This is a genomic window from Corynebacterium tuberculostearicum (genome assembly GCF_030229345.1).
In the GTDB taxonomy this organism is placed as follows: Bacteria; Actinomycetota; Actinomycetes; order Mycobacteriales; family Mycobacteriaceae; genus Corynebacterium; species Corynebacterium tuberculostearicum_G.
Map to the genome: position 1 here is coordinate 42,877 of NZ_JASPGP010000007.1, position 21,852 is coordinate 64,728.

18 protein-coding genes are annotated in these 21,852 nt (G+C 58.7%); 14 read left to right on the top strand and 4 right to left on the bottom strand.

Going from position 1 to position 21,852, the window contains the following annotated elements:
- The 3 genes from QP884_RS06320 to QP884_RS06330 are packed head-to-tail and all read right to left on the bottom strand — an operon-like array spanning position 1 to position 4,850.
- The gene (locus tag QP884_RS06320; RefSeq protein WP_284821333.1) at positions 1–1,170 is read right to left on the bottom strand and encodes a hypothetical protein; all 1,170 of its coding nucleotides are present in this window, start codon (positions 1,168–1,170) and stop codon (positions 1–3) included.
- A gap of 1 nt (position 1,171) precedes the next feature.
- The gene (locus QP884_RS06325; protein WP_284788411.1) at positions 1,172–2,803 is read right to left on the bottom strand and encodes a type I restriction-modification system subunit M; all 1,632 of its coding nucleotides are present in this window, start codon (positions 2,801–2,803) and stop codon (positions 1,172–1,174) included.
- A gap of 52 nt (positions 2,804–2,855) precedes the next feature.
- Complete coding sequence (locus tag QP884_RS06330) at positions 2,856–4,850, bottom strand: helix-turn-helix transcriptional regulator (protein WP_284821334.1); 1,995 nt, start codon at positions 4,848–4,850, stop codon at positions 2,856–2,858.
- A 241-nt stretch (positions 4,851–5,091) separates the two neighbouring features.
- On the opposite strand from QP884_RS06330, the gene QP884_RS06335 reads away from it, so the two are divergent.
- The 3 genes from QP884_RS06335 (at position 5,092) to QP884_RS06345 (ending at position 6,166) form a co-directional block, all read left to right on the top strand.
- Complete coding sequence (locus QP884_RS06335) at positions 5,092–5,274, top strand: hypothetical protein (protein ID WP_284792034.1); 183 nt, start codon at positions 5,092–5,094, stop codon at positions 5,272–5,274.
- Between the two features lie 40 nt (positions 5,275–5,314).
- A complete protein-coding gene (locus QP884_RS06340) occupies positions 5,315–5,497 on the top strand; it encodes a DEAD/DEAH box helicase (RefSeq protein WP_239278600.1) in 183 nt (60 codons plus the stop codon).
- 81 nt (positions 5,498–5,578) lie between these two features.
- A complete protein-coding gene (locus QP884_RS06345) occupies positions 5,579–6,166 on the top strand; it encodes a three-helix bundle dimerization domain-containing protein (RefSeq protein WP_225746299.1) in 588 nt (195 codons plus the stop codon).
- Here the strand turns inward: QP884_RS06345 and QP884_RS06350 are convergent.
- A complete protein-coding gene (locus QP884_RS06350) occupies positions 6,163–7,407 on the bottom strand; it encodes a hypothetical protein (RefSeq protein WP_284821336.1) in 1,245 nt (414 codons plus the stop codon). The two genes, QP884_RS06345 and QP884_RS06350, sit on opposite strands and share 4 nt — an antisense overlap.
- A gap of 124 nt (positions 7,408–7,531) precedes the next feature.
- Here QP884_RS06350 and QP884_RS06355 point away from each other — a divergent pair, with 124 nt between their 5' ends.
- The 11 genes from QP884_RS06355 (at position 7,532) to QP884_RS06405 (ending at position 21,818) form a co-directional block, all read left to right on the top strand.
- The gene (locus tag QP884_RS06355; protein WP_284821338.1) at positions 7,532–9,484 is read left to right on the top strand and encodes a glycosyltransferase; all 1,953 of its coding nucleotides are present in this window, start codon (positions 7,532–7,534) and stop codon (positions 9,482–9,484) included.
- The gene (locus QP884_RS06360) at positions 9,474–9,989 is read left to right on the top strand and encodes a phosphatase PAP2 family protein (protein ID WP_284821340.1); all 516 of its coding nucleotides are present in this window, start codon (positions 9,474–9,476) and stop codon (positions 9,987–9,989) included. The genes QP884_RS06355 and QP884_RS06360 overlap by 11 nt, the downstream gene beginning before the upstream one ends.
- Positions 9,982–10,962: a decaprenyl-phosphate phosphoribosyltransferase gene (locus QP884_RS06365; protein WP_250409107.1), complete on the top strand. Its 981-nt coding sequence runs from the start codon at positions 9,982–9,984 to the stop codon at positions 10,960–10,962. Before QP884_RS06360 ends, QP884_RS06365 begins: the two co-directional genes overlap by 8 nt.
- 53 nt (positions 10,963–11,015) lie before the next feature.
- Positions 11,016–12,710 carry a hypothetical protein gene (locus QP884_RS06370; RefSeq protein WP_284821342.1) on the top strand — a complete coding sequence of 565 codons (1,695 nt, stop codon included), beginning with the start codon at positions 11,016–11,018 and terminating at the stop codon, positions 12,708–12,710.
- Between the two features lie 137 nt (positions 12,711–12,847).
- Positions 12,848–13,861 (top strand): alpha/beta hydrolase, encoded by a 1,014-nt coding sequence (locus QP884_RS06375; protein ID WP_284821344.1) that lies wholly within the window; start codon positions 12,848–12,850, stop codon positions 13,859–13,861.
- A 159-nt stretch (positions 13,862–14,020) separates the two neighbouring features.
- The gene (locus tag QP884_RS06380) at positions 14,021–15,166 is read left to right on the top strand and encodes an HNH endonuclease signature motif containing protein (RefSeq protein ID WP_284821346.1); all 1,146 of its coding nucleotides are present in this window, start codon (positions 14,021–14,023) and stop codon (positions 15,164–15,166) included.
- A 21-nt stretch (positions 15,167–15,187) separates the two neighbouring features.
- A complete protein-coding gene (locus QP884_RS06385; RefSeq protein ID WP_284821348.1) occupies positions 15,188–16,588 on the top strand; it encodes an NAD-dependent succinate-semialdehyde dehydrogenase in 1,401 nt (466 codons plus the stop codon).
- 137 nt (positions 16,589–16,725) lie between these two features.
- Positions 16,726–18,672 carry an alpha/beta hydrolase-fold protein gene (locus QP884_RS06390; RefSeq protein ID WP_284821350.1) on the top strand — a complete coding sequence of 649 codons (1,947 nt, stop codon included), beginning with the start codon at positions 16,726–16,728 and terminating at the stop codon, positions 18,670–18,672.
- 2 nt (positions 18,673–18,674) lie between these two features.
- Complete coding sequence (locus tag QP884_RS06395; protein ID WP_284821352.1) at positions 18,675–19,109, top strand: hypothetical protein; 435 nt, start codon at positions 18,675–18,677, stop codon at positions 19,107–19,109.
- A gap of 22 nt (positions 19,110–19,131) precedes the next feature.
- Positions 19,132–20,046 carry a cutinase family protein gene (locus QP884_RS06400; protein WP_284821354.1) on the top strand — a complete coding sequence of 305 codons (915 nt, stop codon included), beginning with the start codon at positions 19,132–19,134 and terminating at the stop codon, positions 20,044–20,046.
- Positions 20,047–20,105: 59 nt separating this feature from the next.
- Positions 20,106–21,818, top strand: a complete 1,713-nt coding sequence (locus QP884_RS06405; protein ID WP_284821356.1) for an AMP-binding protein — start codon at positions 20,106–20,108, stop codon at positions 21,816–21,818.
- Positions 21,819–21,852 lie beyond the last annotated feature (34 nt).

Genomic DNA, 21,852 nt, shown 5'->3' on the forward strand with positions numbered 1-21,852 from the left:
TTAGCTTTCCGACGCCGCCTCATCCGCAGCGTCCTCCGCCTCACCGACTGTGATGCGGCCGCTCATGAGGAGAGGAAGGAGCTCGTCGCGGGTGCGGGCGAGTTGTAAATTCTGGCTCTCAAGGCTTGTGGCAAGTCTCCAAAGTGAATTTCCGAGTTGATTCGTTTCTTCCGACATCTGGGCGGGGACTTCGACTTCCTGGTCTAAATCGCCACGCTTAATATGCCCCATCGTTGTGGCCTTACCAGCGGCAATCATTTGGAAATATTCGAGCTGAGCATCGATTGCTTGACGGAGAGCCCATAAATCCAGTTGTCCATTGGGAACCACTTTGAAGATGTGTTGATTGACAATTGCCTGGTCATAGGGCCAACGCTTGGTTATAAGGGTACCGGACCAAGAAAATAGAAGGTCGCCTGGATTTACCTCGTTGTCTGGATCTGCATCGAAGTCGCTGAATACGGTCTTTCCGCCAATGCCAGAATTCATTTCTGCAATGCGGACGACAACCCGGCCGGTTCCAGACGCGCCTTTAGTGAATGCTTTGCCATTGATGAATGAAGCCAATGAGCTAAGTGGAACGTCAATGTTGCTAAGAGAAAGTTCTTTTTGCCAAAGGGCTCTTAGGATTTCATCGATTTTTGAAATTGACGTTTGGTTTGCGGCGATTTTATCGTCGAGAGCCCTGAGTGGAGCAGATATGGATTGTTGTTGTCGTACCGAAAAATCGGGCAGTTCCAGTTGCTCCAGCATTCCTTTCGTGAGAGCAGCTCGAGACGCTCCGGATGATGCGAGCATCAATAAGTGCTGTTTTACCTCGGGGGAATACAACCAGTACATAAGCCAGTAAGGGTCGAGCTGGTCTGGATTTGCTCGGATGATAGCGACGTGTTGATTGACACGGGCTTGCTGTCGGCGGTTCCAGATTGCGACTCTTGCCGTTGAGTCACCGGTGATATTTAAGAGCACATCATTGAGGTGGACACTGACACCTTCCATCGCTTGAGCTTGTTCTTCAGAAATAAAGGCTAGGCCTGATTCGTGGAATGACAGATCTAGTATGTTCTGGGAGCGGATAATCGGAATTCCGGAGTCGATGTAGGCGCTCTTGCCGCCACGAGGTGTCGAGCCTGAGCCAATTTTGGTAGTCAGTTCTTTCAGGTTGGGCATGTTACTTCAACCTCCCAAGCTGTTCGCGCACGACCTGGTCGAGGCGGGCGGCGTCGTCAAGCGCGGCGGTGAGTTCGCCGGTGAGTCGGGCAATCTTCTCGTCGATGGGCTCGTCGTCTTCTTCGGCCTCGGCGAAGCCGACGTAGCGGCCAGGAGTCATCGCGAAGTCGGCGTCGCGGATGTCATCGAGGGAGGCGGACTTGCAGAAGCCGGCGATGTCCTCGTAGGCCTCGTCCTTCGGTGCGGAGGTGCGGCCGCGCCACAGGCGGAAGGTGTCGGCGATCTTCTGGATGTCCTCGTCGCTGAAGGTGCGCTCAGTGCGGTCAATCATGTGGCCGAGCTCGCGGGCATCGATGAAGAGCACCTGGTTGGTGCGGTCAATGGTGCCCTTGGAACCAGCCTTCTTGTCCTTGGCGAAGAACCAGACGCAGACCGGAATCTGCGTGCCGCGGAAGAGCTGCGCAGGAAGTGCGATAACGCAGGAAACGATGTCGTCTTCGACCATGGCCTTACGGATATCGCCTTCACCGGAGGAGCTCGACGTCATCGTGCCATTAGCCATGACGACGCCGGCCTCGCCCTGTGAGGTGAGCTTGGAGATAATGTGCTGCATCCACGCGAAGTTGGCATTGCGCTTGGGCGGAACGCCGTATTTCCAGCGGGTGTCTTCCTCGTTGCGCGACCAATCCTTGATGTTGAAAGGCGGGTTGGCCATGACGTAGTCCATCTTTTTATCCGGATGGATGTCGCGGGCGAAGGTGTCGGCCCAGCGCTCACCCAAGCCAGCAGAGCTAATGGCGTGGATGGCCAGGTTCATCTTGGCCATGCGCCAGGTGCGCTCATTGAGCTCCTGGCCGTAGATGGCCAGAGCAGTGCGGTCCTTCTCTGTGGTCTCGAGGAACTTCTCTGCCTGCACGAACATGCCGCCTGAGCCACAGCACGGGTCGTAGACGCGACCCTGGGCCGGCTCCAGGATTTCTACGAGAGTGCGGACGACGGGGCGAGGAGTATAGAACTCACCGCCACGCTTGCCCTCAGCACGGGCGAACTTCTCCAGGAAGTATTCATAGACCTCACCCAGCAAATCGCGGGCGCGCTCGGGACCTTCCGCGGTGAAACGTGTGGTGCTGAACAAGTCGATGAGTTCGCCCAAACGACGCTGGTCAACGCTTTCCGAGGCGAAGTTCGTGGGCAGGGTACCTAACAGCGACTCATTGTCCAGCATGAGCTGCTTCATCGCGTTATCGATGAGCTTGCCGATGGACTGGTACTCCTGGCCGGTGTCGGCCGTCTTGCCCTTCGAGTTGTCACGCAGGAAGTTCCAACGAGCGATGCGGTCGACCCAGAAAACGTTCTTCTCACGGTAAGCGTCGATATCCTCCAGGTCTTCCTGGATGTACTCTTCGCTATCCCCGCGCTCCTCGCCTTCAGCACGCAGCTCCGCGCGCCGGGCGTCGAAAGCATCAGTGACGTATTTGAGGAATACCAGTCCTAGGACGATGTCCTTGTACTGGGATGCGTCCATGGAACCGCGCAGCTTGTCTGCTGCCTTCCATAAAGTGTCCTTGAGCTCTTTGAGGGTGGTGGCGGAGGCAGACTCGACGTTCTGCTCATCCTTGACTGAGTTAGTCATTTTTCTCCTTACATATAACGGTGTTTGTGTGTTTGAATGTTGAACTCTGTTATTAGCCTGGCGGGGATTGTCCACGAGATTCAGCGATGGTGACAGCACCGGTACCTATCGACATGACGAGGCCGTGCTCAAGTTCATCGAGGCTATGTAACTGTTCTAAGAGCTGCTGGCGTCGTGCGCGGAGCTGGTGTTCCACCGAGCCGAGGTGCTTCGCATTCCCACGTGGAAAGACGGGGAAGTACAGCGAGCTCAGCTCCGAGGATGTGGCCTCGTTGATGGCTTTCGCTACGAGGTACGGGACGCAAACCTTCTCAAGGGGAGTCTTGCTGCGCCCGCGGAAGGTACGGCATCGTAGTGCTTGAGCCGGCGCAGTGACTAGCTTGCCGCCTTCCTCATCGATGAGCGCGCGTGGTCTTGGGCTCTTGATGAAGACCACGTCCCCTGGCTCTGTGAGGGTGCCGCGCGGTGCAATGTCTTCCAACCGGAGACGATCGATGCAACGCGCGCCCTGTGGAATGCTCCCCAGAATTTCGGGTTCACCGATGAGTTCCAGTTTTGCTACTGCTTCAGGGGCGAGATCACGTTCGGCAATGCGGGAGCCGCTGAGTTTCTGCAGTACTCCAGTGCGAGCGTTGGTTGCGGCCTTCCACGGTAGGTACTCAAGGCGCGTTGCCCCCGATTCAGCGCGCATACCAATCTTTGGCTGCGCGTCCTCCAACCCTGCTGAACTGATGTCTAATCCTGCTTGATGCGCGGTGTGCATGAGATTGGCGGCGGAGGACGTCGACGTAGAAGAAAAGACCGAGTCATCGAGAGAATGAGTACGACTGCGCCAGGCATCAGCGGCGCGAAGAATACGACCGCGGATGAAGGTGTGCTTGCGCGCTTCATCCGGTGTGGTGAGCATGGTTGCCCAGTCTGAGACGAGACCGGGTGTCTTAAGGTCCGGCACGTCCGCGATAACGGCAGCAGCATCGGCAGAGTTGCCTTTGGCCTTGAGATTAGGGCGCTTGAGAATCCATAGTGCGCCCTGCTGCTGTCCGCGGTACGGAAAAATGCCTCGGGGCAGCCGTGCGCTGTAACGCAGCGGTGCAATTGCGCCGGTTTCAGTCGGTGCGAGGAAGCGCCGTCGGACAACCTGCGCTACAGAGTCCTCGATAAGCATGTCTGCGGTGGAAATGCAGAACATTGCGCCGCGCTCGTCCAAGTTGTCGAGCAAGTTCTGGAGGTGCTCGAAGTATTCGGGCGCATTCTTGAGAGGGAAAGGAGCAGCGTGGACGATGAGAGAATTCGCTGGGATCTCCTCGCTAGCGTCGATGAATTCCACGTTTCGGCACGCTAGTTCGGCCCAATAGAGAGAACCTGGTGCGCAGTCCTTTCGATATCCGATGTTGACCGCCAGAGTTTCTTCGAGTTCCCGGGCGAGTCCGGTGACGAAACCTAGGCTGTATTCATCAGTAGGGATGATAGGTGGAGTTGGGTTCTCTAGCGTGAGGGCTTCCGATACTGCTTGCATAGCGCGGGAAGTAAATCGGGAAGAGAGTGTTACTTGACGCTGAGCACTGAGGTCATCTGCAAGACGGGCGAGCGCGGCCGCGGGCCCGAAAGCTGCCTCGGCTACCTGCTCTGCTGCTTGTGCGATGTCAGCTTCAGGGTCATCAGAAGGAATGTTGTCTGCTGCGCGCTGGTACGCCGCAGTAAGAGAGTCGATTACTGCAGCAGAGGGCGAAAAATCCTGAGGGGAGAGAGCCGTGTTGCAGTCCAAAAGACCCAAGGCCGCGCGTGCCGGATTGTGGAGCAGCATTCGGTAGAGCGAAGAATAGAAGAGGGCATCTTCAACGGCTGTGTCGCGGCGGCCGAGCTTAGTTGCTCGCAGCCAGTCTTGAACTTCGGTGATGGCGTAGTAGGGGTGGCCATCATGTTCTCCGTAAGGGGAGGGGAAGGGCGCGATGGATTCGGAGTTAAAGCGCTGAATCCACTCGTTGACCGCGGGGCGCGTAACGCCGGTCAGCCGGGCGACATCGGCGAGTGTCAGTGTTGCGGTCACTTGAGGCCTCCTTTCATAGGGGAGTGATGGGGAATAAGGGTGAGCGGTCATTGCTGATTGCTCTGCCCAATACGTTAAACGAACTCGAGTGAAGTGCCCAGATTTTAGTCTGTTAATCGTCCTGAAGGTGGCTTAAGGCTGGTTAATTCAAACTAAAAGAGTGTCGCCCAAGAGTGGTTTAGTTTTCGTGGGGCTCGGGCTTCAAAAGCGCATGACTTGCTGACGTGTTCGGTCAGGTCCGGTGCTAAAGCGGGGGATCGATGTGCACTTTGTGGCCGATTTCCTGCTGGTGAACGTGTTGGCTGGGCTGTCTGTCGCTGTCGACATGTGGATGGCTATCGTCTCCGCGCTGAGTATGTTCGACAACAAGCTGGCTCCGTTCTGGAATGAGCGCAAGGCCCTTGAGCGGGAGCGAGGCCACTAAGCGCTATGCTTGATCACCTCTGAGGAAAGGAGGTGACGGCATGGCTGACCGCCGCATGTGGAAAATGTCGCCGGAGCGGCTGCAGGAGCACCTGAAATTGCGTAGCCGCGCATCGCGCATTCCCGATAAAAAGAAGGAACAGTCCAAGAAGGCCTGCCGGAACTCCCGGCGGGCCTTTCCGCTTTTTGGTGCAGAAACTATTGGGTTATTCCCAACCGTTTGACTTAACCCAACATTAACTATTAAAGTTAACTGTAGGTTAACAATTAGCAAACGGGACAATAATCCGAGAAAGGGGATAACAATGAACCAGTTTGAAACCCTGCGCCAGGATCTGCACGAGAACTACGGCCACGAGTACACGGCCGCGGAAATCGATGCCAAGCTCGATGAGGTTATTGCCAAGCACACCAACAAGGCGGAGCTCGATGAATTCGTGCCGCTTTTGGTGGAGCGTGAGGTGCGCGACTACTTCGGTGCTCACCGCCTGCACGTACGTTTTGCCGCCGGTACCAATAATGCGCTGGCCCAAGCCGCAGCGGAACTGACCCGCAAGCACGCCGGCGCAGCCCTCTTTGTAGATACCGCCGTTACTCACCCAGAAAACGAAGCGGAAGGTCACCTTGCCCACGTCATGAACGAGCGCGGCATGGGCGAGGCCCCGAATAAGTACCTCGATGAGGTGCGTACGGTAGCGATGCCGGATTACATCGTGTTCTTGGGCCGCGAGATCGAGCGCGATGAGGCAGGCAAGGACATCAAAATTTGGGATATTCCTGCCGCGGATACCGTGGAGGAGGCGCGCGAATTGGCTGATGACCTCGAAGCCCGCGTACTCTACATGCTCAATAAGCTGGGCATTGATCCGGTAGCCGAACCGGTCAACGCTTAGAAGCGATATGGGTTGGGCAGCTGGGAGGAGACGTTATTATTAGCTACCCAGAAGCCCGCAAACCTATAGGGCATGTAATGCGTGCCCATGCCGGGGCGCCATTCCGGCGTGCCCAGAAGCGGGGGAGTTTTACGGTCGCGCTGCGGATATAGCCTTTCGGGCAGCGCGCTCACCATGGGGTGGTAGTCTTCGAGGACGCGAGCGAAGGCGGAGTCGAAGTCTTTCCGCGACAGATCCTGGGACAGGTCTTTAATGCGCTGCGTTATCTGGCGCAAGCTGGCGTTGTCGGGCTGGCGGGAGAGGGCCGCTTGGGCGTCGCCAAGCAGCCATTGCACCTCGCCCGCGCGCACTGCAGTATCGCCGGCGCAGAAATTTTCTAGGGAATCTATCTGTGCTGCGGCCGTATTGATCTGCTTAAGCGCTTTGTAGGCCTCCTTGATGGAGGCGGCGTGCAGGGAATAGTCCTGGATGTTTTCCAGCGCCTTCAGTGTTGGCCGCGCATCGGTGTACTGATTGACCAGAGAGCGCCACTGTACCTTCAGGTAGTCGCCTGCCAAAGGGGAATGCAGGGCGTCAATCCGTGCCTCCGTGCGCTTGATGAGTTCCTCAGCCCCGTCGCGAGCGCCCTCAATATAATCGAAGCGCTTGCGCACTCGGGCGCGGCGGATGAACAAGTAGGTAATGAGGCCGACCGCGCCCAGAACCACGAGCACCATAGTGGCTGCGATGAACACGGACCACGTGGGTGCATCCTGCGCATATTGTCGGCGCACGGTGGTATCCGCGGCGGCGCGCGTCGCCAAGATCATGCCGACGGTATAGTCATCGTCCGCCAGCGCCGGCCGCATCTGGTCCAAGATGCCGTCCACGCGGCCCTCGTCATAAATCTTGATGTCTTGGCACACCTCTGTGCCGCAGTGCACGGCCATGCTATTGGGCTCAAAACCTACCGCGATGACGAGCACATTTTTCTGTAGCCCACTTCCGCTCATGAAACGTGGATGCTCGCGGGCTAAGTCATGGAACAGAGTCCGGGAAAACTCCTCGCCCGAGTTCGGATACGTAGCGTAGAGGACCTCGTGCACGGAATCCGGCAAATGCATGGACTGTGCTTGCGATTTAATGGCGTCTTCGTCCGAATTGCTGAGGATTTGGGCGTGGTCCAGAAACTCCACCGCGGGCTTTTCCTCTGCGATAGCGGCGGGCGCGCTGGCTACAGTGAGAAGACCTACTGCTGCCACGCAAGGAACCCATCTCATGAGGTTCCATCATACGGGCTCCGCGTGTAAACCGTAGTACTTATGCAAAAGCAACTACGCTAAATCGCTGACTACTGTTTATACCGTTTGGAGAATCGAAGCTATCGTGACTGCCAACAACACCCAGGCCCACGAGCCCCTGCAGCGCATCCTGCTACCTAAGCGTGGCGAGCCCTTTGATGTGCGGATGCTTTACCTCATTGAGGCCGAGCAAAACCGCGAACGCCTCAGCTGGTTTGACCGCACGTCCGTAACCATCCCGGCCGGCGAGGAAGCCTCTTTTGAGACCTACTTCAATGCCTTCCCGGCTTCTTATTGGCGCCGCTGGTCGCAGCTGCGCTCCGTGATCCTCAGCCTGGACATTGAGGGTCAAGCAAATATTTCCCTGTACCGCTCCAAGCAGGATGGCCAGCGCATTTCCGTGGCCAACCACCTGGTAGGCACCGGCCACCACGAGTTTGAGCTGCCGCTCAAAAACTTCGAGGACGGCGGCTGGCTGTGGTTCGATATCACCGCCGAGCAGGAAACCACGCTTGCCGACGCCGCCTGGTGCTCCCCCCACGCCCCCGGCCCGCAGGTGCTGCCGGATGGGACCGAGCAGCCGGCGCAGGACAAGCGCGTGGCGGTCGGTATTCCTACCTTTAACCGCCCGACCGATGCCGTGGCAGCACTCAAGGCATTGGCCGAGGACCCGGTGGTAGATGAAATTATCGACTTCGTCCTCATGCCGGACCAGGGCAACCAGCACCCCGCTGATGAGCCGGGCTACGACGAGGCAGTGGCCCACTTTGGCGATCGTTTCCGCGAGTTCCGCCAGGGCAATCTGGGCGGCTCTGGCGGCTACTCCCGCATCATGTATGAGGCGCTGGAACATACCGATTCGCCCTTCATCCTCTACATGGATGATGACATCGCCATTGAGCCGGACTCCGTACTGCGTGCGGTTCAGGCGGCCCGCTACGCCGCCAAGCCCATTGTCGTCGGTGGACAGATGCTCAACCTGCAGGAACGCTCCCAGCTGCGCACTACCGGCGAGCAGGTTAACCGTGCCGATTTCATGTGGGGCGCGGCGCCGCACGCCGTCTACGACCACGACTTTGCTAAGTACCCGCTGCGCGCCATCGGTACCCGCGAAACCCACCTGGATCCGAAAAAGTACGATTCGCGTGCGCTGCACCGCCGCGTTGACGTGGAATACAACGGCTGGTGGATGTGCCTCTTCCCGCGCATCGTGGCAGAAACCAACGGTCAGCCGTTGCCGCTGTTTATCAAGTGGGACGATACCGAGTACTCCCTGCGAGCAGCGCGCAATGGATTCCCCACGGTGACCTGGCCGGGTGCCGCCATCTGGCACATGGCCTGGGCCGATAAGGACGATGCCATTGACTGGCAGGCCTACTTCCACCTACGCAACCGCCTCATCGTGGCTGCGATGTACCACGAGGGGCCGGTCAAGGGCATTACCAAGTCCATCTTTAAGTCCACCCTCAAGCACACCATGTGCATGGAATACTCCACCATGGCCATCCAGATTGAGGCTATGCGAGACTTCCTGGCCGGGCCGGACCATCTCTTCGACATCCTGGAGTCTTCGCTGCCGCGCATCGCGCAGATCCGCAAGAACTACTCCGATGCCGTCATCCTGGAATCCGCCGATGAGCTGCCGGCTCCCACCGGCGCGCCGGGCGTGCCCACCCGCAATATCGGCGGCCGCCTGGCCAAGATTAAGAAGATCCCGTGGGCTATCAAGGGTCTCAAGCACCTCGTCAGCAAGGAAGACGCTGCGCACCATGAGGCGCCGCAGCTCAACCTCACCCCGGACGAGGCCCGCTGGTTCACCTTGTCCCGCGTAGATTCGGCCACTGTGTCCACCGCGGGTGGCACCGGCGTGGCCTTCCGCAAACGTGATCGCGATCTGGCCAAGGACCTCGTGACCCAGACCCGCGAACTGCTGAAGGAAATCGAGGAAAACTTCGATGACCTGCGCGCCGAATACCGCGCAGCACAGCCGGAGCTGACCTCGCGCGAGTCCTGGAAGAAGGTCTTCGATGCCCAATAAGCTTTCCGTAGCAGAATCGCGCGTCCTCGAATCCATCCAGGGTGCGGCCTTCGACGTGCCCGGCGTGCTTCCCACCGCCCGCGGGCTTAGCCACTGGGGCGAGCATGCCTTGGGCTGGATGGGCAGCGCTGCGGTAGGGGCGGGCATCGACAAGCGCCGCCGCGAAGGCTGGGTCCGTGTTGGGGCCGCCGCCTTCCTCGCGCATGCCGCCAGCGTGGTGCTCAAGCGCATCGTGCGCCGCAAGCGCCCGGACTATCCGTACGTGCGCGTGGGAGTAAAAACGCCCTCTAAGCTCTCCTTTCCCAGCTCGCACGCGACTTCGACCACCGCATTCCTGGTGGCGGTAAGCCGCCTGACCGGCCGCAAGGCGCCCCTTCTCGGCGTGCCGGTAATGATGGCATCGCGTATGGTGCTCGGAGTGCACTATCCAACAGACACGGCCGTGGGTGCGGCCATCGGCGCTGCTACCGCGGAGGTCGTGATGAAAGGAATGAAGCATGAGTGATGATGGAAACCAGCACTTTTTCCATTCGGAACCGCACACCTCCGGCGTAGATACCGGCCGCAAGCGCAAGCCGCCGAAGAATCTTGTCGATGGCATGATTAAGGCCCTGCGCCCCAAGCAGTGGGTCAAAAACGTCCTGGTGCTGGCTGCCCCCGCCGCGGCCGGCGCCGATGCGCTGTTCCATGGCCGCGTGCTTCTCGACGTCCTCTTGGCCTTCGTCGTCTTCTGCCTCGGTGCTTCCTCCATTTACCTGATTAACGATGCGAAGGATTGGCGAGAGGACCAAGAGCATCCGACCAAGCGCTTCCGCCCGATTGCCTCGGGCGTGCTGCCGATTAAGCTCGCCTATGTCATGGCCGTGGTGCTCATCGGCCTGTCCATCGGCCTGTCTTTCCTTGCCACCGCTGGGCCGCAGCTGGCTATCGTGATGGCGATTTATATCGCGTTGCAGTTGGGCTATTGCTTTGGCTGGAAGCATATGCCGGTGATCGATATTGCCCTGGTGTCCTCCGGCTTCATGCTGCGCACCATGGCCGGTGGCGTAGCCGCAGGCATCGAGCTATCCCAGTGGTTCCTGCTGGTGGCGGCCTTCGGCTCGCTGTTTATGGCCTCCGGCAAGCGCTACTCGGAGATCCTGTTGGTAGAACAGACCGGCGCGAAAATCCGCAAGTCCCTGGAGGGGTATACGCCCACTTACCTGCGCTTCGTGTGGACCCTAGCCGCCACCGCGGTGGTCATCTGCTACACCCTGTGGGGCTTCGAGCTCGCTAACGACGCTCAGACCGGTGGCGTGTGGTACCAGATTTCCATGGTGCCGTTTACTATCGCCATCCTGCGCTACGCGGCCGATGTGGACCGCGGCCAGGGTGGCGCACCGGACGAGATTGCACTCGAGGACCGCACTTTGCAGGTTCTCGCCTTGGCCTGGCTCGCCTGCATTGCCATGGCGGTTTATATCATGCCGTTGTTCTAGACACAGCGGAAACGATGTAGAAATTTTCTGCGGGGCTGATAAACTTTCTCCCCGTGTTTAACACCGACCACAAGAGCATCGCCCGCTGGAGTACCCCAGCGGCCGTTCTTGTGATCGGTGTTTTATCTTTCTGGGGCGGCTTCGCCCGCCGCTGGATTTCCGATGACGGCCTCATCGTCCTGCGCACCGTGCGCAACCTCGAAGCCGGAAACGGGCCCGTGTTCAATATGGGCGAACGAGTCGAGGCCAATACCTCCACGCTGTGGCAGTACCTCATCTTCCTCGTGCGCTGGGTAACCCACGCAAATCTGGAAGGCATCGCCATTTATTTGGGCCTCTTCTTGGCGGTAGCAGCAATGGTTGTCGGTACGGGGGCGTCGGCAAGCGTGCGCTCTGGAGCCGTCCTTCCGGCCGGCGCACTTGTGTATTTGGCCCTGCCACCGGCCCGCGACTTCTTTACCTCCGGCCTGGAATGGGGACTGTGCATCTTCTACCTTGCGGTGCTGTGGTGGCTGTTGCTGCGGTGGTCGCGCCCGCGCCGCCACTCCGGGAGCAATAGCGACGCCTATTGGCTCGCCTTCTGGGCCGGGCTGTCCTGGCTGGTGCGCCCAGAGCTTGCCCTGTACGGCGGCCTGGTGGGAATCGTGCTGCTCGTATCCCACCGCTGGTGGAAGATTCTTGCCGTCGCAGTGCCGTTGCCGTTGGCCTATGAGATTTTCCGCATGGGTTACTACGGCCTGCTGACCCCGCACACGGCCGTGGCCAAGTCTGCGGCCGGTTCCGAATGGGGCAAGGGCTTTACCTACCTGGCGGACTTTGCCGGACCGTACTGGCTCTTCCTGCCGCTCATCGTGCTGGCCATTGCGGGTCTGTGGAAGGCGGACCTGCGCCCCACCGCTCTCCGATCCACCGCCACTGCCACGTATCTTTTTGTGGGCGCGGCGCTCATCCATACGCTTTACGTCTTGCGTGTGGGCGGAGACTTTATGCACGGCCGCATGCTGCTGCTGCCACTTTTTGCGTTTCTGCTTCCGATCTTTGTCGTCAGCGTACGCATGTGGATCGTCTCCGTCCTCTGCGCGGTGTGGGCGCTGGTTATCGTTCTACGCGGACATCCGGTGGATCGCAGCATCTATGCGGATGAGATTTCCATCGTGGACGAGCGTGATTTTTGGACCTATGCCACCCAGCGCCAGGATCCTCCTATGCGGGCCGAAGAGTTCCTCGGCGCCAAGTTTATGGAGGACTACCAGGAGGGCATCGACGAGCTAGAGGCGGGCGACGCCATGACCTTCCGCTATATCAAGGGCGAAGATAGGTTCTCGTGGACGGCCACGCCTGCAGACCCTTCGCGCACCGATCCGCCGACCGTTTACCTGCTCAATTTGGGCCTTTCTTCCATGAACGCGCCGCTGGATGTCCGCGTGTTGGACAATATTGGCCTCAGCAACCCTTTGGCGGCGCGCCAGCCGCGCATCGAGGGCGGTCGCATTGGGCACGACAAGAGCTTGGATATGTCGTGGCAGGTGGCAGATTCCGCGGCCGATATTGACGAGATCCCGGCGTGGATTGATAAGTACGAGGCGGCCAAGGCTCGCGCCGCGCTTGCCGACGCCGATTTTCAGAAACTCTTCGCCACATACAGGGAACCCCTAACTTGGGACCGTTTCTGGAAAAATATTAAATTCTCCCTGACCGATGGCCGGACCCTCACTTTTTCTTCTGATCCCTCTGACTACCTGCGCTAATTCCTTTAGATGCAGACTTTAGGGAGAACCTAAGTTACACTATTCTGTGACATTGTTATCGATCCGTGACGTTAACGGTATACAGGTTCCGGACGATAGAACTTAGTGACAATCACCGAGTAGTTTGAAGGAGAAAGATGACTGCATCCATCAAGGGTCGCGTCCTTTCAGTCATCATGGCAGTTGCCGTAGCTATGGGCCTGGCCGTCGTGGCAGGTTCCCAGCCGGCAGAGGCAGCCAACCGCGACTGGCTGCGCCGTGACGCCACTGGTACGTGTGAGTGGGACAAGGTTGGCTGGTGGGTCCAGCGTTGCGACGTATGGTCCCAGGCTATGGGCCGCACCATCCCGGTGCAGGTTCAGCCGGCAAAGCGCGGCGGCAATGCTGCCCTCTACCTGCTAGATGGCCTGCGTGCCACCGATCGCACTAACGCATGGGTAAATGACGTTAATGCTGCCAAGACCTACGAGCCGCACAACATCACCCTCGCTATGCCCGTCGGTGGTGCCGCTTCCTTCTACGCTGACTGGCAGGGTCCTGCTACCTATGACCTGGAAAATCCGGTCAACTACAAGTGGGAGACCTTCCTGACCAGCGAGCTTCCTGGCTACTTGGAGCGCAACTTCGGTGTTGCCCGCAACAACAACTCCATTGCTGGCCTGTCCATGGGCGCCGGTGCTGCACTGACCCTGGCTGCAAAGCACCCGAACCAGTTCCGTCAGGCGCTGTCCTACTCCGGCTTCCTGACTACCACGGTCCCGGGCGCTCAGACCATGATGCGCTTTGCCATGCTGGATGCGGGCGGATTCAACATCAACGCTATGTACGGTTCCCTGTTTAACCCGAAGCGTTTCCAGAACGATCCGCTGCTGCTTATTCCGAAGTTGCGCAATACCAACCTGTACATCTCCGCAGCTTCTGGTGTCCCAGGCGCCGGCGATAGCCACTACCTGCCGGAGCACCAAGCGGCAGGTGCCGCACTCGAGTTCGGCTCCAATATCACCACCCGCGTGTGGGAAGGCGCCGCTCGCCTGCAGGGCCTGAACCCGACCGTGGACTACCCGGCACAGGGTCTGCACAACTGGGAGCAGTTCGGCTACCAGCTCAACCGCTCCAAGCCACAGGTGCTTAACGTTATGAACGCCTGGTAATTCTTGCGGCCGAATCCCCTTTCTTAAGGAAAGGGGATTTTCTTTTACGAAGCGTATCGAACAAATATTCGTCTATCTATTGCGAGCGTCTCGACGTTGCGTTAATCTAGGGGTGTCAATTCGATTGGGTGTGCGAAATTATTTAGAGGGGGAGCTTTCGTGACTACTGCTACCGCACCACCAAAACAGGCGTATTTTTCTACCAATGACATGGAAGACACCGTGTGTGTCATGGCCATGGTGCAAAGAATTCAATCATGGCAACTGTTCCAGGCAGTGTTGCCACAGTTGGAAGACGACGTTGATTGCACACTGGCTGTCTTGTCTAAGAAGCTCGGCTTTTCGCGATGGCGGGTATCAAGTGCAATCCAAGCCCACTTTCGGATGCGTGAACTGCCGCTTACTACCGCAGTACAAACAGAACATTGGATTTTGGACCTTCCGCGACTCCAAGTTATTGACGTGGAATTGCGCCCCCTCGGCGGGGATGAAACGCAGATCCAACTGGTTGACGCGGCCTTGGCAGATTTCCTCACGCCCAAAGACCCAGGACAGCACGTACCGACGGAACCGGAAATCCGAAATTTCCTACGCGGATTCATTGATGGGCTGCTGAAGCCAGATTTGTCGGCGCACATCGAGCGCGCGGTGTCCGTGTCCTATTCGGGCGGACAAGCAACGATCGTGTTGAAGACAGATAAGGCCACTGCGGCGGCAATCTCCAGGCATGTTGATAAAGCGGCAGCACAAGAGGGAGTTTCAAAGGCGGAGGCGCTGGAAAGTCTGATCTTCAACCGCACTAGTACCAAGGTGGTGATTAACACCTATCGCACTGGCGAGGATCCTTCCCGCGTCTTTATTCCTAGTGCGGGATGGTGCGATTTGGGGGAGGACTTAGCACATGACTCTGCGGTGCGAACTCTAACCGCCGAGGACGTCAAAAAGTATGTCCCCTCAGAAGAAATCCGTGCCTGGGTGCAGGGGCGGGACGCGACCTGCCGGTGGCCAGGGTGCTCAATGCCAGCGCACTATTGTCAATTGGATCACCGCGTGGAGTACGGCGACGAAGGGCCTACCAGTGTGGGAAATCTGGTGAGCTTGTGTCAGCATCACCATAACGTGAAGACGGATGGTCGGGTGAGATACATGATGGACCCGTTTACCGGAGATATTGTCTGGATGTTTGAGGATGGCACTTATGAGGTGGACCGAGCGGCAGGTCCTCTGGCGCCCCGGAATATTCATTGGAAGCTGACGTGGGAGCGATTCCTCAAGCTCAGGAGGGGTTCATTGCAAGGAATGTGAGTCGGGACTATACAGGGGCGCATGTTCGCTATTGAGAATCCAAACACAGGCAAGAGTGAAGACCAGTTTGAACGTATCGATGATTCGCAGCGCGATGACATCCTAGACCGTTCCACCGCGGCCTACGATGCATGGCGGAGCACTCGCATCGAGGAACGTGCTGCAGTTCTGTCCCGCGCAGCTGACCTTTATGAAGAGCGCATTGATGAGTTAGCCGATCATATCGGACGCGAGATGGGCAAGCTGACCCGTTGGGCCAAGGCCGAGATTCAGATTGTTGCCGATATTTACCGTTACTACTCCGAGCATGCTCACGAGCTGCTTGCTGACGAGTACCTGCCGGCCCAAAACGCGCACAAGACCGTAGTGCGTAAGGAGCCGCTCGGTCCGTTGCTGGGCATCATGCCGTGGAACTTCCCGTACTACCAGGTAGCCCGCTTCGCGGCACCTAACCTGTTGCTGGGTAACACCATTGTGCTCAAGCACGCTTCCATCTGCCCGCTGTCTTCCCAGGCATGCCAGGACATCCTGGAAGAGGCTGGTCTGCCGAAGGACGCGTACATCAACATCTACGCTTCCGGCTCCCAGATGGATGCCTTTGTAGCGGACAAACGCATTAAGGGTGTTTCGCTGACCGGCTCGGAGGGCGCGGGTGCTGCCGTGGCCAAGACCGCTGGCGAAAACTACAAGAAGTCCGTGCTGGAGCTGGGCGGCAACGACCCGTTCCTGGTCATTGATGATGAAAACCTCGAGTGGGTACTGGATCAGTTCAACTTGATTCGCATGTACAACACCGGCCAGGCCTGCAACGCGCCGAAGCGACTTATTGTGCTCGAGGACTTCTACGACCGCACTGTGGAATACCTGGAGAAGAAGATCGGGGACATGAAGGTCGGCACTTATGACGACGAGAATGCCGACATTGGTCCGCTGTCCTCCATCGGTGCTCGCGATGAGATTGTGGAGCGCCTGGAAAAGGCCGCGGCCAATGGTGACGCCAAGATTCGCGTAGGCGGCAAGAAGATTGACCGCGAGGGCGCCTACATGGAGCCTGCGCTGCTTACCGACGTCGACCCATCCACCGACGTAGGCTGCAACGAGATTTTCGGCCCTGTGGCTATTGTCTACAAGGCCAAGGATGTTGAAGAGGCCATCGAGATTGCCAATAACTCGGAGTATGGTCTGTCCAGCTCCGTGTGGGGCACCGACCTGGATGCCGCGTTCGAGGTGGCAAACCAGCTCAACGATGGCATGACGTTTGTCAACGAGGCGTCGGTAACCGCAGCAGGCCTGCCTTTCGGTGGCGTGAACCGCTCCGGCTACGGCCGCGAGCTGGCACGCTGGGGCGTCGGCGAGTTTGTCAACGAGCACCTGTACCGCGTGAGCGGACAGGATAACCCGGGCAACTCCCCGGCCATGTAGCGGCGTGTCAGTCTAGCGTAAGTCTCAAGTTCAACTTAAACTTGAGCACACGATAGACAGCTCACGCCGCAGGCATCGGTCCGGGGGAGGGGAACCCTCGGAAAGGTACCGCGGCAAATCTTCAAGGACGTTTACCTATGCGCAAAAGCACTTCCCCGAGCAAAGCTCGCAAGGGCCTTGCAGTGGCCGCAGTACCTACCGCTATTGCCGTGGGTTTGGCTCTGCTGCCAAACGCCACCGCACAATCTTCCGTAGGCGATCTCTCTTCCGCCATCGGCGGCGATTCCAGCCTGTCCGATCACTTCGCACCGAAGGATCCACCCGCCCGCACCCCGCTGAACACCGAATACCCGGATGTTAAGGGCCTGCCGGAGGGCGTGAAGATCAACCGTGTGGAGTACCTGACCAACCGCCACCTGATGGTCTACATCAAGTCCGCGGCTATGCCGGACAAAGAGCAGAAGGTACAAATCCAGCTTGCTCGTGACTGGTATTCCCACCCGGAAAAGAAGTTCCCAGAGGTATGGGCGCTCGACGGCCTGCGTGCACGTGACGATGAGTCTGGCTGGACCATCGAGACCAATATTCTGAACCAGTACGCTGACCGTAACGTCAACCTGATTATGCCGGTTGGCGGCGAGTCTTCCTTCTACTCGGATTGGGAGCAAGCAGACCGCGGGAAGCGCTACATGTGGGAGACCTTCCTCACCAAGGAATTGATCCCCATCTTGGACAATGAGTACCGCTCGAACCACAAGCGTGCGGTCACCGGCCTGTCCATGGGCGGCACGGCCGCGATGAACTTGGCTGAGCGCAACCCGCACCTGTTCAACTTCGTGGGTTCCTTCTCCGGTTACCTGGACACCACTACGCGCGGCATGCCGGAAGCCATCATGGCTGCGCAGCGCGATGCCGGCGGTTATGATTCCCGCAAGATGTGGGGCGAGCCAGGTTCCCAAAATTGGATCGACCACGATCCGAAGCTGGGCATTGAAAACCTGAAGGACATGAAGGTCTATGTCTCTGCAGGTTCGGGCAAGGATGACTTTGGTAACGCCAACTCCGTAGCCAAGGGTCAGGCCAACCTTGCCGGTATGGGCTTGGAGGTCATTTCCCGCATGTCCACCCAGACCTATGTGGACTACGCAAAGCGCGCCAAGATTAACCCAGTGATTAAGTTCCGCCCATCCGGCGTGCACAGCTGGGAATACTGGCAGTTTGAGATGCAGCAGGCATGGCCCTACATCGCAGATGCCCTCGAGATGGACAAGGCTGATCGCGGTGCGGACTGTGAGGCCATCGGCGCCATCGCCAAGGAAACCAAGAGCGGCGTTATTGGCTCTTGCTTGAATAACGAGTACGACGTCGCCAAGAAGGGCAAGGCCCAAGACTTTGAGTCTGGTACCGCTTACTGGTCCCCGGATACCGGTGCGCACGCGCTCTTCGGCCGTATTGGCGCTCGCTACGCCGAAATCGGCGGACCTACCTCCTGGCTGGGCTTCCCTAAGACCGGCGAGTCTAAGACCCCGGACGGCAAGGGTCGCTTCGTGCACTTCGAGCACGGCTCCATCTACTGGTCCCCGGAGACCGGTGCTTGGGAGATTACCGGCGATATGTTCCAGGCCTGGGGCAAGAATGGCTACGAAAAGGGCGACCTGAAGTACCCGACCGGCTCGGTTAAGAAGGTCGGCGAGGGCTACATGCAGGAATTCCAGGATGGCGTCCTGACCCGTAACCCGGATGGCTCCAATCAGGTAGTCCACGGTGCTATCGGCGCCAAGTACAAGGACATGGGCGGCGCTGAATCTGCGCTCGGCTTCCCGACGTCCGGTGAGAACGCCGTCAACGGCGGCTTCTTCCAGACCTTTGAAAAGGGCAGCATCTACTGGTCCCCGAAGACTGGTGCGCACTACATCCTGAAGAGCAAGATCATGGACCGCTGGGGCCAGGCTGGCTGGGAGCAGGGCGAGTTCGGCTGGCCTACTTCTGACTACTCCGAGATTGCCGCTGGCGGCCTGAGCCAGGAATTCCAGCACGGCAAGATCAGCGAGGTCCTCGGCCAGGTTCGGACCGAGAAGAAGTAGCTATGCGCAAGCTAGTAGTTGTGGGCGCGGCGCTGTGCTTGGGTCTTGCGGGCTGCGATTCCGCCACGGTGGATAGCGAACCGCCGCAAGAGACCGAGGTCGCGCCCCTCGAGCGCGAGTCCGATGCTCCTTCCTCTTCTTCGGAGAGTGCCACCTCTAAGTCGCAAGAAGATCGCGGTGCGCGCGAGATCTCTGAAATCCCGTCCGCTGAGGTGCCGGAACCGGACGCCAAGTACTTGGACAAGCTCAAGGACGCCGGCGTTAACGTCGATGGCGTAGAGGATCAGCTTCTCGGAGCCGGCAAAGCGGCCTGCGACGAGAATGAGGTCACCATTTCTGCGGTTGCCGGCCAGCTCATCGAGCAGCAGCGCACCACGCAGAGTTTTGAGGAGCTTTCCCAGCTCATCAAGGATTCTGCACGTTCAGGGATTTGCTAGGTTTACCTGGTACAACTAATCCATGCGAAAAACTATTACCGTTGTCGCGGCCCTCGTCGTATTAGCTGTCATTGGCGTGGGCGCGTCGCGTTACTTCAACCAAGGCACTGATTCCCCGGCTCCGCATACCACGGAGCAGGCCGCGCCGCCGCAACCGCAGCAGCCCGAGTGGTGCCCCCGTGTGGAGTTCATTTCTGCCCCGGGTACCTGGGAGTCCGCGGCTGACGACGACCCCATCAATCCTTCTGCCAACCCGCGCTCGTTCATGCTGTCTATTACGAAGCCGCTGCAGGAGGCTTACGGGGATGACGTGAAGGTCTGGACCCTTCCCTATACCGCGCAATTTAAAAACATTAATGCGCAGCACGAAATGAGCTACGACGATTCCCGCACTGAGGGAACCGGCAAGATGAATGACGAGCTGCGTAGCGTTCATCAAAGCTGCCCAGCTACCAAGTTCATTCTGAGCGGCTTTTCTCAGGGCGCGGTGATTGCCGGCGACGTTGCCGATGAGATTGGTGGCGGCCAGGGCGCGGTGCCGGCGGAAAATATCGCCGGTGTGGCCCTTATCGCAGACGGCCGCCGCCAAAATGGCGTCGGGCAAAACCCAGGCCGCAAGGTGGGTGGCGTCGGTGCAGAAATTGCCCTTCAGCCCGTATCCGGATTGGTGCAGCCCATCGTGCCAGGTGCCTCCATGCGTGGTGCGCGCCAGAATGGGTTCGGTAGCCTCGCGGATCGTACCTTCCAGATTTGCGCGCCCAATGATTCGGTGTGTGATGCCCCGCCAAACGTGACCAATGCACTTGAGCGCGCGCAGGGTTTGATTGCCGCGAATGGCGTGCATGCGCAGTACGCCTCCAATAGTGGCGTTATCGATGGCACGACGGCCAACCAATGGGTAGTGGGCTGGGCCCGCCAGCTTATCGACGCCGCGTAACAACCATTCCCCCAACTCCGATAGTTTTATTACCGAAACCATATACCTAAGGAGAATCGATGGATCTGAAAGCGCAGATGGGGCAGTTCTTAGCGCCCGAGTTCACCTTGGCCCAGTTGGCAGAGAAGCTCTTCCAAGCGGAAACCGACCCAGACCGCGTGGTCATGCGCCAGTGGATCTATGGTGAGGAAGAAACCTGCCGGGAGCTTACCCGCGCACAGGTCAATAATCGCATCAAGGTGGTGGCCGCGCGCCTGCAGCAGGTGGCAGAGCCTGGTACCCGCGTGGCTATCTTGGCTGGTAATTCGCCGGAATACGTCTTCGGCTTCTTGGGTGCTCTTTATGCGGGCATGGTGCCGATTCCGCTGTATGACCCCAACGAACCGGGGCACTCGGACCACCTCAAGGCCGTATTTGGTGACTGCGAACCGTCCATCGTGGTGACTAACCGCGTATCGGCGGCGGCAGTGCGCACGTACTTTTCCGCTCAACGCGAGCGCCCGCGCATCATTTCCCTCGACGCCCTTCCTGATTCTTTGGCTTCCTCCTGGACTCCTGTGGAGGGAACCGCAGAAGACACTGCTTTCCTGCAGTACACTTCCGGTTCCACCCGCACCCCGGCCGGCGTGGAGCTCACCAATCGCGCGATTATTACCAACGTGGCGCAGATCTTCCAGGCACTGCAGCTGCAGATGCCTGCCCGCATCGTTTCTTGGCTGCCGATGCACCACGATATGGGTATCATCCTTGCCGTATTTGTCACCATCTTGGGCCTCGACTTCGAGATGATGACCCCGCGCGATTTCATCCAGCACCCGGATCGCTGGGTCCGGCGCCTCACCGCGGGCAAGCAGGCCACCTATGCCGCCATCCCGAACTTTGCCTTGGAACTCGCCGCTCGCCATGCCAAGGATGCAGATTTCTCGCACGTGGGCGGCATCATTATCGGTTCCGAGCCGGTGACCGAATCGGCCGTGGACTCCTTCCTCGATGCCTTCAGCGTGGACCGTTCCGTACTACGCCCGGCATATGGTCTGGCAGAAGCGGCGCTTATTGTGTCTACCCCGCAAACTGACAAGCGCCCGGTCATCGCGCACTTTAACCGCGCGGAGCTAGCCGCAGGTCGCGCCGTCATTGAGGATAAATCCGAAGACACCGTTGCTTACGCCTCCAATGGACAGTGCGTGCCGCATCAACACCTCGTCATTGTGGATCCGGAAACTCGCGCCGAGGTGAAGGACTGCGTTATCGGAGAAATCTGGGTCCACGGTCCCAATATGGCCACCGGCTACCTCAACCGCCCAGAGGAAACTGCTGCGACCTTCCGCAATACGCTGGGTGAGCGCCTGCAGGATGGCCTGCCGGAAGACGATTACTGGATGGCCACCGGAGACTTGGCAACCATCGTGGATGGGGAATTGTATATCACCGGCCGCCTGAAGGATCTCATCGTCATTGCTGGACGCAACCATTATCCGCAGGATATTGAGGGCACGGTGCAAGCAGCTTCCGCACAGGTTCGCCCGGATTCCGTTGCAGCCTTCTCCGTGGAAGGCAATGACTCTGAGTCCCTCGTCCTGCTGGTGGAGCGCGCCGATGATGCGCAGCCGTCCGGCGATGCCGAGGCAACCGAGGCCATTCGCACCGCGGTCACCGCCCACCATGGCATCACTCCGGATGACATCGTGTGGAAGGCACCTGGCGAAATCAACCGCACGTCCTCCGGCAAGATTGCGCGCCGCGTAGCCAAGAAGAATTATGTGGGATTCTGATATATCGCTAACAAAGTGACAAAATATAGCGATA

What these genes read in the sequence shown, in the direction of transcription:
- QP884_RS06365 (WP_250409107.1), top strand. Translation starts at nt 9,982, where the DNA reads ATGAGTGATGATGGAAACCAGCACTTTTTCCATTCGGAACCGCACACC.
- QP884_RS06390 (WP_284821350.1), top strand. Translation starts at nt 16,726, where the DNA reads ATGCGCAAAAGCACTTCCCCGAGCAAAGCTCGCAAGGGCCTTGCAGTG.
- QP884_RS06320 (WP_284821333.1), bottom strand. Translation starts at nt 1,170, where the DNA reads ATGCCCAACCTGAAAGAACTGACTACCAAAATTGGCTCAGGCTCGACA.
- QP884_RS06345 (WP_225746299.1), top strand. Translation starts at nt 5,579, where the DNA reads ATGAACCAGTTTGAAACCCTGCGCCAGGATCTGCACGAGAACTACGGC.
- QP884_RS06375 (WP_284821344.1), top strand. Translation starts at nt 12,848, where the DNA reads ATGACTGCATCCATCAAGGGTCGCGTCCTTTCAGTCATCATGGCAGTT.
- QP884_RS06385 (WP_284821348.1), top strand. Translation starts at nt 15,188, where the DNA reads ATGTTCGCTATTGAGAATCCAAACACAGGCAAGAGTGAAGACCAGTTT.
- QP884_RS06325 (WP_284788411.1), bottom strand. Translation starts at nt 2,803, where the DNA reads ATGACTAACTCAGTCAAGGATGAGCAGAACGTCGAGTCTGCCTCCGCC.
- QP884_RS06360 (WP_284821340.1), top strand. Translation starts at nt 9,474, where the DNA reads ATGCCCAATAAGCTTTCCGTAGCAGAATCGCGCGTCCTCGAATCCATC.
- QP884_RS06395 (WP_284821352.1), top strand. Translation starts at nt 18,675, where the DNA reads ATGCGCAAGCTAGTAGTTGTGGGCGCGGCGCTGTGCTTGGGTCTTGCG.
- QP884_RS06405 (WP_284821356.1), top strand. Translation starts at nt 20,106, where the DNA reads ATGGATCTGAAAGCGCAGATGGGGCAGTTCTTAGCGCCCGAGTTCACC.
- QP884_RS06340 (WP_239278600.1), top strand. Translation starts at nt 5,315, where the DNA reads ATGGCTGACCGCCGCATGTGGAAAATGTCGCCGGAGCGGCTGCAGGAG.
- QP884_RS06400 (WP_284821354.1), top strand. Translation starts at nt 19,132, where the DNA reads ATGCGAAAAACTATTACCGTTGTCGCGGCCCTCGTCGTATTAGCTGTC.